Raw genomic sequence first — 12,364 nt, forward strand, 5'->3', positions numbered from 1 at the left:
AATATATAAAAAACGGGACTGTTCAAATGTCGAACAGTCCCGTTTCCTTATTGAATAGCTCCATTTTCTTGCGCCAACGCTTCAAAAGACTTTTTTGAAGTGGTTACCAATATTTTTGTTCCTAATGGAATTAATGGAAATAATGAAGAAACCACTTCATTTTGAGCACGAATACACCCTTGAGAAACATATTTTCCAATTGAGGCAGGCTGATTAGTTCCATGTATACCGTAGGTTCGGCCATCCGATCCTTTGGCATCAAAACCTATCCATCTAGCCCCCAGTGGATTCTTTGGATCTCCTCCAGGAATATTTCCTTTTCGGTAATATGGCTCCTTAGCCTTTACCGTAATCGTAAAAAGTCCTTCTGGTGTTAACTCCCGCTCCTTACCTGTCCCAACACTTATAACCGTTTGAACCTTATTTTCATTAATCAGTGCCAGTTCATTTGTACCCTTGTTAACAATTACAAAGGGGTCACCAGGCATAGGGTTTGGCCCCAGCGGCCAAAAAGGTGAAAGAAAAAAAGTAATCAGGATAGGCGATAGAATTTTGAACAAAGCAGCCACCTGCCTTTTTTCCCCTAGTTTGCTTCAAATTTCTTTTTTTCATTCAAATTCATTTTTTTTACTTTAAGAGTACTTTTAATAATTAAGTAGTCATTTAATTCATTTACTAGTTGTAAAAGTGCTGCTCGTGTTTCAAATTCCTCCCTTGTTTTGGGAAGGTCCATCTCTTCAAATTCTCTTTTCATTTCCCTTAATTTATCTATATAAATATATGCCGTATTCCCAGGGTGGATATTTTCGGAAAGCTCTTCAAGGAATGCAGCCACCATTTCCCCTTGCTTTACCGTGCTTGTCAGTGAAGTAACTATCGGTAAAACCCGTTCTAAAATTTCAAATTGTTTTTCTCTCATTTTAAAATAATGAAAATAACTATTCTCTTCCTTTAATAAACGATTTTCGACGTCCCTTAACGCCAGCATTTTTGCCTCATCTAGCAAACTTGCAGTGACCGTTATTTCTTTACCGTCCCAAAGACTTTCACCCGTACGTAAATATCGCACTATTTCAGAGAAAATAATCTTAAAATTTACTTCGATTTTATCTTGGCAGCTTTTAAGCTGTTGATCAACACTTGGCATATAAAGATTAAGGACAAGAGCAACACCAATTCCTACTGTAATAACCCCTATTTCATTAAGAAAGAGTGCCCATGATATGTTATGAGCCATAAATATATGTAAAATAATAACGCTGCTTGTTACAACGCCATCTTTAGCCTTTAGCATAATAATGGTAGGAATAAAGAAAAAAAGCATTAATCCAATGACCAATGGATGATAGGAAATACCCTCAAAAAAGAGAGCAGCAAAAGGCATTGCTAATACACAGGCTAAAAACCGATCCCATGCCGTACGGAGGGACTTTCTTTTAGTCACTTGAATGCATAAAATTGTTAGAATTCCTGCAGATGCAAAGTTCTCTAATCCAAGCTGCTGGGCAATTAAAATAGAGATAGCCGTTCCTAAAGCTGTTTTTATCGTTCGGTAGCCAATCGAAAATTTCACTTATTTTCACCCTCAAAGGAAAAAAGATGATCATGATGATCATCTTTAGAATACTTTTATTATAGCATTTTTTCCAAGAATTCCTGTGCCCTCTGACTGCTTGGGTTGGTAAAAAACTCATTTGGCGCAGCATCTTCTACTAACACACCGCCATCTAGAAATAGTACTCGATCTGCCACCTCTTTAGCAAATCCCATTTCATGTGTCACAATCGCCATTGTCATACCTGTATGAGCCAAAGATTTCATTACCTCTAGCACTTCTTTTACCATTTCAGGATCGAGGGCAGATGTTGGTTCGTCAAACAGCATTACCTCAGGCTCCATCGCTAATGCCCTCGCAATGGCCACCCGCTGCTTTTGTCCACCGGATAGTCTATTCGGATATTCTTCAGCCTTTTCTGACAAACCTACTTGCTCCAAAAGACCATACGCTACTTTTTCAGCTTTGTCCTTTGATAATCCTTTTACCTTCATCGGAGCATAGGTTAGATTTTGTAAAACCGTTTTATGTGGAAATAAATGAAAGTGTTGAAAAACCATTCCGACATGTTGCCGTACTTTCATGATATTGGTTTTCTTATTCGTCACTTCTTGATCTTTAATCCATATATGCCCGCTTGTTGCTTCTTCTAGCTTATTCATGCAGCGTAAAAAGGTAGATTTTCCAGATCCCGAAGGGCCGATAATTGCAACTACTTCACCCGTCTGGATAGTTGTCGAGATTCCTTTTAACACTTCTAGTTTTCCATAATTTTTAGTCAAATTTTCGATCTTAATCACTGCGTCTCATTCTCCCTTCAAGCGCTTTTCCTAAGAAGGTCAAGGTTATAACCATTAAGTAATATATAGCTCCCGCAATTAATAATGGTTCAAAGAAAGAGTAATTTTCCGCTCCCACTTGATAGGATCTGCGCATAATATCCATAACCCCAATCGTTGTCACAATCGCAGATTCTTTAGTAAGACTTATAAATTCATTCATTAAGGCTGGAAGGATATTTTTTAGCGCCTGGGGCAAAATGATATCCCACATCATTTTTCCATAAGGGACACCCAAGGCCATCGCTGCCTCCTGCTGTCCTTTATCAACTGCAAGAATCCCGGCACGAATAATTTCTGAGATATAAGCACCGGAATTTAAACCAAATGATAGAATGGCAGCCGTATATGGCTCAATTTGATAGCCAATAATCTGTGGGGAACCATAATAGATTAACATTAATTGTAAGACTAAGGGTGTACCACGAAAAATCGAGGTATACACATCAGCAACCCAGTTGAGTATTTTTAAAGTACTAATTTTAAATAATGATAATATAATCCCAAGCACAAATCCCAATAACGCCGCGATTAACACAATTTGCAAGGTAACCAAAATGCCTCTTAGAATGTATGGCATGGAGGGAATGAATTGAGTAAAATCTAGATTCATTCAACTTCCGTCCTCTCTAATTTTTTTTAGAAAAATGCAAAGACGTTCAGGAGCGAACGTCTCTTGTGGATGTAAATTATTTTTCCCCGCCGAACCATTTCACAACCAATTTATCCATCTCACCGTTTTCTTTCATTTTCTTCAACTCTTTGTTGAATTTATCTGTTAAATCACTGTTTTTTGGGAAAGCAATGGCAGAGCCCGCTTCTTCAGGATTATCACCTATAGTAAAACCATGGAAGTCTGTTTCTTTCTCAATATATCCCTTGGCCACAGTGTCTTCAATAATTGCTGCATCGAAACGTCCATTTTTAATTTCTTGAATAAGATCTGGAATACGATTACGATTTTCAATTTTAATTGATACTTTTTTATTAATCTTTTGCGCCTGCCCCTCTTGAATGGAACCAAGTTGAACACCAACCGTTTTCCCTTTCAGGTCTTCAATCGTATTAATGCCGCTGTCCTTTTTAGATACAATTAAATGATGTGCAGTATAATAAATGTTACTAAAATCAACATTCTTCTTTCTCTTTTCCGTTGGTGTCATCCCAGCAAGGACAAAGTCTGCTTGTCCTGATTTTAGCGATTGGATTAGGCCTCCGAAATCCATGTCTTTTACTTTAACCTCATATCCAAGGTTCTTTGCGATTTCTTTTGCTAGGTCTACATCAAAACCAATAATTTCGTCACTTTTTCCTGTTTCTACATATTCAAATGGCGGATAGTCTGCAGACGTTGCCATTGTTAGAACTTTCTTATCACTACTGTTTTTGCTGGCCTTTTCTGCAGTACCACATGCAGCAAGCACGCCAACAGTCATAACCAATGTTAATAATAAAATAAATGCCTTTTTCATTTGTTTTCCCCCTATAACTTTTCTGAAAATTATCATTATTCAATTTTATATTTTAATTGAACTAATGATCGGATTTCCATATTTACTAGTTTTATAAGTTAATATTTATTCAATGTAATGAATTTTAACACAAACTAATAATTATGCAAATATATTTTTAAAAATTCGTCAGTATTTTTTTAATGTAACTTTTTCCATAAAAACTGGTGGATTCCTGCTTCGTGGTAAATAAAAAAGGCCACCCCCTTTTGGAGATTGACCTTTTCATGACTTATCTTTAAACTTCTTCGCAATATTGATCGAATTCTTTTTGCAGCTTTGTGACAACGGTTGCTGGATCGTATCCCTCAATTTGATGTCTTTCAATCATTGAAAGAATCTTACCATCTTTTAATAAGGCAAAAGATGGTGAGGATGGCGGATAACCTGTGAAATAGCTTCTGGCCGTTTCGGTTGCTTCCTTATCTTGACCCGCAAATACGGTCACAAGATGGTCTGGACGTTTATCATTGTGAAGCGCATGTGCTGCCGCAGGGCGTGCAATGCCGCCCGCACAACCACAAACGGAATTAACCATTACTAAGGTAGTTCCTTTTTGAGCAAAGGCTTCTTCTACTTCAGCAGGTGTTTTAAGTTCTTTATACCCAGCATCGATAATTTCTTGACGTGATTGGGTAACGACGTCATTCATAAAAAAGTTAAAATTCATACTCATAAAATATCACTCCTTTTCTTTCCTATATAACTACATCATAACAGTTAAAATATGTTTTTTCCAAATGAAATGATATCTGGTTCTATAAAAAGAAAAACTGCCACAAATAGAGCAGTCTCAATTATTAGATGAAGATAAAAACGTTTGAAATAATGATTCAACGGCTGTAGCTACTGTCTTTTCACCTGAAAGGATTTGATTTTCAAGTTTGGGCAATTCCGCTTTTACTCGATTATGATGGTAAAAATGGAAATGCAACTGATCATTAATCATGGAATAAAACCATTCCCTAGCTTGGATTTTTCTTCTTTCATCAAAAACCCCTGAGGAACCCCCAATTTTTTTAAAGGATTGAATGACCTCCCAGATTTCACAAATTCCCTCCTGTGTTACCGAGGAGCAAGTATAGGCCCTTGTAGTCCAGCCTTTTGTGGCTGGCTGTAAAAAATGGAGAATACGATTATATTCTTGTTTGGTTCGGGCAGCTTTTTGTTTATTATCCCCATCTGCTTTATGAACGATGATGGCATCAGATAGTTCCATTATTCCTTTTTTCATTCCCTGCAGCTCATCACCAGCTCCAGTTAAGACGAGCAACATGAAAAAATCAACCATATCCCGGATCATTACTTCACTTTGACCGACTCCTACCGTTTCAATCAAGATCACATCAAAGCCTGCGGCCTCACAAAGTAACATCGCTTCTCGCGTTTTCCGATGAACGCCCCCTAGCTTTCCTGCGGTCGGGGAAGGCCGAATAAAGGCGCTGGCACTTTTTGATAATTGCTCCATTCTGGTTTTGTCACCTAGGATACTGCCACCGCTTACCTTTGAACTCGGATCAATGGCTAACACAGCAACCCGGTGACCTAAGCTGCAAAGATACATCCCAAATGCTTCAATAAATGTACTTTTCCCTGCACCTGGAACACCTGTAATACCTATTCTAATAGATTTACCAGTATGCGGAAGGAGCTTCTGTAACAATAGCTGTGCCTTTTGAAAATGCTGCTCGGCATTACTTTCTATTAGCGTGATTGCTCTAGCCAACAAGCTCCTTTCACCCTTTAGCACACCTTCAACCAGCTCATCAATAGAGATCTCCGTTGAACTGCGTTTTTGGAAACGGATATTTTTTTGGGTTGAGAGTCCCTGGCCTTCAAGCTCCTGTCCCTGCCTGACAACACTTGAGCAGTATTCAGGATTTTGTGGATCATTCCATTCCGGTTTTTGATTAATGTCCATTATTGCGACACTTCCTCATAACCGAGTTTTAAATAAATCTCCTTGATTACCTTTTGAGCTGCCACTGGGATAATCGTTCCCGGCCCAAATATTGCTGATGCCCCATGGTCGTATAAAAATTGGTAATCCTGTGCTGGAATCACACCGCCCACTACAACTAATATATCTTCTCGGCCCAGTTTCTTTAATTCCTTTACCAGCTGTGGCAATAATGTTTTATGACCTGCAGCAAGTGAGCTCATGCCGACGACATGGACATCATTTTCAACTGCTTGAATAGCGGTTTCTTCTGGTGTTTGGAACAATGGACTTATATCGACATCAAAACCTAGATCAGCGAAGGCGGTGGCGATCACCTTTGCTCCGCGATCATGACCATCCTGACCCATTTTCGCTATTAATATTCTCGGCCTTCTACCTTCATTCTCTAGAAAATCATCCGTCATTTTTTTTACTTCTTTAATTTCATCCTCATTACTATATGCCGTACTATAAACACCGCTAATCGAACGAATCACAGCCTTATGCCTGCTTGCGACACGCTCGATGGCATCAGAAATTTCACCAAGTGTGGCACGTAATCTTGCCGCCTTCACGGAAAGGTCTAATAAGTTTTGGTTACCAGATTCTGCAGCTTTTGTTAACGTATCCAGTGCTTCTTTCACCTTAACGTCATCTCGGCTAGCTTTTAAGGTATTTAATTTTTCAATTTGTTTTAAACGAACAGCAGTATTATCAATATCTAAGATATCAATGGCTTCTTCCTTTTCAAGGCGGTAACGGTTAACACCAATAATGGCTTCTTTTCCAGAATCAATTTGCGCCTGTCGTCGTGCAGCCGCTTCCTCAATTCTCATTTTGGGCAGCCCGGTTTCAATGGCTTTAGCCATACCACCAAGGCCCTCAATTTCTTCAATATGTGTCCAAGCCCTTTTGACTAGTTCATCTGTTAGCTTTTCCACATAATAAGAACCTGCCCATGGGTCAATTACATTGGTAATGCCTGCTTCTTCCTGTAAAAACAACTGTGTGTTACGGGCAATTCTTGCAGAAAAATCTGTTGGCAGGGCAATTGCTTCATCTAAAGCATTCGTATGCAGGGATTGAGTATGACCCATCGCCGCTGCATGTGCTTCAAGAAGCGTTCGAGTAACATTATTAAAGGGATCCTGCTCAGTTAAGCTCCAGCCAGATGTTTGTGAATGTGTCCGTAAGGCTAATGATTTTTCATTTTTAGGGTTGAAAGACTTCATCATTTTAGCCCAAATTAATCTAGCTGCCCGCAATTTCGCTACTTCCATAAAGTAATTCATTCCTATTCCCCAGAAAAATGACAATCTTGGTGCAAAGGAATCGATGTCGATGCCGGCCTTGAGTCCTGTTCGGACATATTCTAAACCATCTGCAAGTGTGTAAGCTAATTCTAAATCTGCCGGTGCTCCTGCTTCTTGCATGTGATAGCCAGAAATACTGATACTATTAAACTTTGGCATATATTTTGATGTGTATTCAAAAATATCAGCTATAATCTTCATTGACATTTCTGGAGGGTAGATATAAGTATTACGCACCATATATTCTTTTAAAATATCATTTTGAATGGTTCCCGATAGTTGATCTTGGCTTACCCCTTGTTCTTCAGCTGTAACGATAAAGAAAGCTAGAATAGGCAGAACAGCTCCGTTCATCGTCATTGAAACAGACATTTGATCTAATGGGATCCCCTCAAATAATGTCTTCATATTAAGAATAGAATCTATTGCAACGCCAGCTTTACCAACATCCCCAACAACACGGGGATGATCGGAATCATAACCACGATGAGTAGCTAAATCAAATGCAACGGATAAACCCTTTTGTCCCATTGCTAGATTTCGCCGATAAAAGGCATTACTTTCTTCAGCAGTTGAAAAGCCTGCATACTGCCTAACCGTCCACGGACGGTTAACGTACATCGTTGGATAAGGTCCTCTTGTAAATGGAGGCAAACCTGGGAGATCATCCATATGCTCTATTCCGTTCCGGTCCTCACTAGAATAAATTGGCTTAAGACTAATTTGTTCATTCGTCTCAAATAAGAACTCCTCAACGGAAGTTCCTGTTTCTTGCTCAACTTTTTCCTCCCACTTTTCCTTCGTATCAAAGTTCCGACCTGAAAACAATGGGATGTTCTGAAAATCAGGCTTTTGTTTCTTCAACGGTACTCACCTCCAAGTCGTCAAGAATGGTTTTCAGGGTTTCAAAGCAGTTGGTTTTCACATGGATAAACTGATTAATACCTTCCTTTTGCCATTGGGCTTGCATCTCTTTTTCAGGAATGCCTGCTAAATAAAAAATTCGTTCAGGAAAATCAGTTTTTAATGCTGTTAGCAGGTCATGGCCAGAAATCTCGTATTGGTCATTGCTGCCACAAAAGCAAAAGTATTTAGAGGGCTGTTCTAAAATAAATTGTTTGGCATCTTCTAAGGTTCCTATCGATTCACTTTCAATAGCACGCAAGCCACCCGCAGCAAAAAATCCTTTCATAAAATCTGTTCTAGGCTTATGCTGCTTTAATTGTCCCAGACCAATTAGTCCTATAGAGGGGATAACACCTGTTTTTTCTTGGATCTGCTTTGCCTTTCTCCGCAGGTCTTCAAATGGTTCCGCAATCCTTCGAGTGGGGACAACATCAATTTGTAAATCCGAATCTTTGTTAGTATTCAAAGGAAATACTTGATCTTTAACTGATTGATCTGGTGCTTTTTCAGCTAAATTAGCATAAGCATTTGTCCCAACAATCGTTTGCTTTCTTGTAAAAATATTGTTTTTCCTATTATTATAAATAGCTTGGATTTCTGATTGCAGCCAACTAGTTTTTAAAACTTCTAGTATGCCGCCCCTTGCCTCAATTTGTTGGAAGAATTCCCATGCCTTCTCTGCCAGCTGGTTGGTTAATTCCTCGACATACCAAGAACCACCAGCAGGATCAATGACATTTTTCAGCTGTGCTTCCTCCTTTAATAACAGTTGGATATTTCGAGCAATTCTCTCTGAAAATGGGGTAGAACCTGAAAGACTATCAAATGGCTCAACATGTAAATATTGAATACCGCCAAGGACTGCGGCAAATGCTTCATTTCCAGCCCTAAGGAGATTTACATGCGGGTCATAAACCGTTTTTGTAAATGATGATGTTTCCGCAGCAATAACCATTCCTCGCTCATCAATTTTGGCACCATAAAGTTCCGTTATTCGGTTCCATAGGACTCTGGCCGCTCGGAGCTTTGCCATTTCCATAAAGAAATTACTTCCTATAGAAAACTGAAAAACTAATTTTGAAAAAACATCCTTAAGCTCAATACCACCTTCTTGCAGCTTCTCGAGATAATATACCCCTTCTGCAATGGCGATCCCAAGTTCTTGAACAGCGTTCGCCCCGCCATTATGATAGGGAATAGTATTAATTAGGATAGTGCGGAGGTTTGGATATGCTTTGATTGTTCGTTTACTATGCTTGACCCAATCAAAGATATAGTTTTCAGACACATACCCCTCCATTGCAAAGTTTGCGATTGGGTCTGAGCCAATGTAACCACATACCTGATTACTTGTGACAGCAACTTGTTCCAAAACGTCAAAAAACGCTTTATGCCATCCCTTTGTGTTAATAGCTAGTGGATATTGATCAACCAGTCCTTCCAAAACCTTTGAAAGATCCTGCTCAGTATCAAACAATTCCTGGGATACCTCAAAGGAGATGGCAGTTTGCCCTTTTTCAAAAGCCTCAAGAAGCTTCTTTTTCAGTTCTCCTGATGTTTGATATGAAATCCGCTGAGCTATCTTCCATTCATTTGTGATATATCCAAGCGGATGAATGCCTCTCCTAAAATCGGAACTACCAGAATAGTCTGGGACAGGCTGATCATCTTGACGGGTATAAAGCGGTTTCAAAACAATGTTTTCATATGTATGGCTGTTTAATGTTTCAATGGTTTTGCCTTTTAGAGATGCTTCTGCTTTAGCTTGCCAATCCTTTACGGTTTGCGGTGGAAAAGATTGATTCTTTATTTGTTCTAAGACCATATCCCCATCCCCTTAATAAATGAAGTAAAAATTCAAATAATTCTACATGTTTCTATTTTATGGTACAAATACAAATCAAGCAACAAAACTGTTAAAACCTTCTCCGATTGCCTTCATCCTCATTCAAACGCAAAACAACCGCTGCAAAATAGGCAGCGGTTGTTTTGCGCTTAGTATATTGAAGTGGTTGATTTTGATGTGTTCTCAAGAATTTCTTTAACCCGTTGTAAGAAGCGTCCGCACACTAGTCCATCTAATACCCGATGGTCAAGAGACATGCACAGGTTCACCATGTCACGAACAGCAATCATGTTATTATTCAACACAACAGGACGTTTAACGATCGACTCAACCTGTAAAATAGCAGCTTGAGGATAATTAATAATTCCCATTGATTGGACGGAACCGAATGATCCTGTATTGTTAACCGTAAATGTTCCACCCTGCATATCTTCTGATCTCAGTTTCCCTGTTCTTACTTTGACGGCGAGTTCCGAGATTTCACGGGCAATACCCTTTATTGTTTTCTCATCTGCATGTTTAATAACTGGAACGTAAAGAGCGTCATCGGTTGCTACCGCAATTGAGACGTTGATATCCCTCTTTTGGATGATTTTCTCTCCAGCCCACATCGAATTAATTTGCGGAAATTCTTTTAATGCTTGGGCAACAGCTTTAACAAAGAATGCAAAAAAGGTAAGATTGAATCCTTCTTTTTTCTTAAACTCATCTTTGAGTTCGTTTCGATAATCAACCAAATTGGTGACATCAACCTCAATCATTGTCCAAGCGTGCGGCGCCTCATGCTTACTGCGTGACATATTGGCAGCAATTGCCTTACGAATACCTGTAACCGGAATTTCAATATCTCCTGCTGTAACAGGGATATTCACCGCCTGTGCCGTTTGTTGAGAAGCAGTAGACGCTTGTGGTGTTAGTTCAGTTAATGGAGCTTGAATAGTTGACGGTTCATCAGCAGCTTCCACTTTTTGTCCCGCAACCGGAATGTTTCCGGACTCAATTAGGTTTAGTAGATCTTTTCTTGTAATTCGCCCGCCTGCCCCTGTCCCAGATACTTGGGTTAGGTCAATACCATGTTCTTGAGAAATCTTCAGAACTGCGGGAGAATAACGGACTTTGTTTACTTGGTTAATGGATTCAGCGTTCTCAGGTTCACTAGGAGCCGGTGTTGGTACTGCTTTCGCTTTAGTTTCCGAGGTATTTACTTCTTCTATTTCGATCGAACAAATTATTTCTCCGACCGCCAGAGTATCCCCCTCCGCTGCAATTAACTCTTTGATTACTCCCGTAAAAGAGGATGGAACTTCTGCATTAACTTTATCTGTCATGACCTCTGCTAGAGGGTCGTATTTATTGACTTTATCGCCAATAGATACTAACCATTTACTTATGGTTCCTTCTGTAACACTTTCCCCTAACTGAGGCATTTTAATTTGTTCAATTGCCACTTTATGTTACCTCCTTAGTACTCAGCGAGTTCGCGCATTGCTTTTTCTACTTTATCAGGATTTATCATGAAGAATTTTTCCATTGTTGGTGAATACGGCATCGCTGGCACATCTGGACCTGCTAAGCGTTTGATTGGAGCATCTAAATCAAATAAGCAATGTTCCGCAATAATGGCGGAAACTTCACTGATAATGCTTCCCTCTTTTGTATCCTCCGTTACTAGTAAAACTTTGCCCGTTTTGGATGCTGCTTCAATAATAGCTTCTTTATCTAATGGATAGACCGTTCGCAAATCAAGAATATGTGCAGAAATTCCATCCTGAGCTAATTTTTCAGCAGCTTGAAGGGCAAAATGAACACAAAGACCATAGGTAATAACCGTAATGTCCTCACCTTCACGTTTCACATCTGCCTTTCCAATCGGCACGGTATAATCAGTAGAGGGAACTTCTCCTTTAATTAATCGGTACGCACGTTTATGCTCGAAAAATAGCACCGGGTCATTATCGCGAATGGCTGCTTTTAATAATCCTTTTGCATCATAAGGTGTGGACGGCATGACAATTTTTAAACCGGGCTGATTAGCAAATACTGCTTCTACCGATTGTGAATGATAGAGTGCACCGTGAACACCGCCGCCATATGGGGCACGGATGACAATCGGACAATGCCAATCGTTATTTGAACGATAGCGAATTTTAGCTGCTTCCGAGATAATTTGGTTAACTGCCGGCATAATAAAATCAGCAAATTGCATTTCAGCGATGGGGCGCATACCATACATCGCGGCGCCTATTCCTACTCCAGCTATCGCCGATTCGGCTAACGGTGTATCAATGACCCGTTCTTCGCCAAATTGTTCATACAGACCTTGTGTTGCTTTAAACACACCGCCTTTTACCCCTACATCTTCACCGAGGACAAATACCTTCGGATCCCTTTCCATTTCTTCACGCATAGCCAGTGTTATTGAATCGATATATGAAATAATTGCCATTCTTTT

General features: G+C 39.6%; 11 protein-coding genes. All 11 read right to left on the reverse strand.

Annotated features, from left to right (window positions below):
* Window positions 1-47 precede the first annotated feature (47 nt).
* Complete coding sequence (locus AC4E8C_RS16175) at window positions 48-560, reverse strand: L,D-transpeptidase (RefSeq protein ID WP_490207679.1); 513 nt, start codon at window positions 558-560, stop codon at window positions 48-50.
* Between the two features lie 23 nt (window positions 561-583).
* Window positions 584-1,573, reverse strand: a complete 990-nt coding sequence (locus AC4E8C_RS16180; RefSeq protein WP_490207680.1) for an aromatic acid exporter family protein — start codon at window positions 1,571-1,573, stop codon at window positions 584-586.
* 59 nt (window positions 1,574-1,632) lie between these two features.
* Window positions 1,633-2,355 (reverse strand): amino acid ABC transporter ATP-binding protein, encoded by a 723-nt coding sequence (locus AC4E8C_RS16185; protein WP_490207681.1) that lies wholly within the window; start codon window positions 2,353-2,355, stop codon window positions 1,633-1,635.
* On the reverse strand, window positions 2,348-3,007 hold the full coding sequence (locus tag AC4E8C_RS16190; protein ID WP_490207682.1) for an amino acid ABC transporter permease: 660 nt from the start codon (window positions 3,005-3,007) through the stop codon (window positions 2,348-2,350). The genes AC4E8C_RS16185 and AC4E8C_RS16190 overlap by 8 nt, the downstream gene beginning before the upstream one ends.
* A 76-nt stretch (window positions 3,008-3,083) precedes the next feature.
* Window positions 3,084-3,866 carry a transporter substrate-binding domain-containing protein gene (locus AC4E8C_RS16195; RefSeq protein ID WP_490207683.1) on the reverse strand — a complete coding sequence of 261 codons (783 nt, stop codon included), beginning with the start codon at window positions 3,864-3,866 and terminating at the stop codon, window positions 3,084-3,086.
* 277 nt (window positions 3,867-4,143) lie between these two features.
* Window positions 4,144-4,581, reverse strand: coding sequence for a BrxA/BrxB family bacilliredoxin (locus AC4E8C_RS16200; RefSeq protein ID WP_490207684.1), 438 nt, complete (start codon window positions 4,579-4,581; stop codon window positions 4,144-4,146).
* Between the two features lie 117 nt (window positions 4,582-4,698).
* The gene (meaB, locus tag AC4E8C_RS16205; protein WP_490207685.1) at window positions 4,699-5,826 is read right to left on the reverse strand and encodes a methylmalonyl Co-A mutase-associated GTPase MeaB; all 1,128 of its coding nucleotides are present in this window, start codon (window positions 5,824-5,826) and stop codon (window positions 4,699-4,701) included.
* Window positions 5,826-8,024, reverse strand: coding sequence for a methylmalonyl-CoA mutase (gene scpA, locus AC4E8C_RS16210; RefSeq protein ID WP_490207686.1), 2,199 nt, complete (start codon window positions 8,022-8,024; stop codon window positions 5,826-5,828). Before scpA ends, meaB begins: the two co-directional genes overlap by 1 nt.
* Window positions 8,005-9,891: a methylmalonyl-CoA mutase family protein gene (locus tag AC4E8C_RS16215; RefSeq protein ID WP_490207687.1), complete on the reverse strand. Its 1,887-nt coding sequence runs from the start codon at window positions 9,889-9,891 to the stop codon at window positions 8,005-8,007. Before AC4E8C_RS16215 ends, scpA begins: the two co-directional genes overlap by 20 nt.
* Window positions 9,892-10,061: 170 nt before the next feature.
* Complete coding sequence (locus tag AC4E8C_RS16220; protein ID WP_490207688.1) at window positions 10,062-11,360, reverse strand: dihydrolipoamide acetyltransferase family protein; 1,299 nt, start codon at window positions 11,358-11,360, stop codon at window positions 10,062-10,064.
* Window positions 11,361-11,374: 14 nt separating this feature from the next.
* Complete coding sequence (locus AC4E8C_RS16225; RefSeq protein WP_490207689.1) at window positions 11,375-12,358, reverse strand: alpha-ketoacid dehydrogenase subunit beta; 984 nt, start codon at window positions 12,356-12,358, stop codon at window positions 11,375-11,377.
* Between the last annotated feature and the right edge of the window lie 6 nt (window positions 12,359-12,364).

The organism is Neobacillus sp. SRL179 (genome assembly GCF_984799095.1).

Coding starts and splice junctions, on each gene's coding strand:
- AC4E8C_RS16195 (WP_490207683.1), bottom strand. CDS start 3,866: ATGAAAAAGGCATTTATTTTATTATTAACATTGGTTATGACTGTTGGC.
- meaB (WP_490207685.1), bottom strand. CDS start 5,826: ATGGACATTAATCAAAAACCGGAATGGAATGATCCACAAAATCCTGAA.
- AC4E8C_RS16200 (WP_490207684.1), bottom strand. CDS start 4,581: ATGAGTATGAATTTTAACTTTTTTATGAATGACGTCGTTACCCAATCA.
- AC4E8C_RS16215 (WP_490207687.1), bottom strand. CDS start 9,891: ATGGTCTTAGAACAAATAAAGAATCAATCTTTTCCACCGCAAACCGTA.
- AC4E8C_RS16225 (WP_490207689.1), bottom strand. CDS start 12,358: ATGGCAATTATTTCATATATCGATTCAATAACACTGGCTATGCGTGAA.
- AC4E8C_RS16190 (WP_490207682.1), bottom strand. CDS start 3,007: ATGAATCTAGATTTTACTCAATTCATTCCCTCCATGCCATACATTCTA.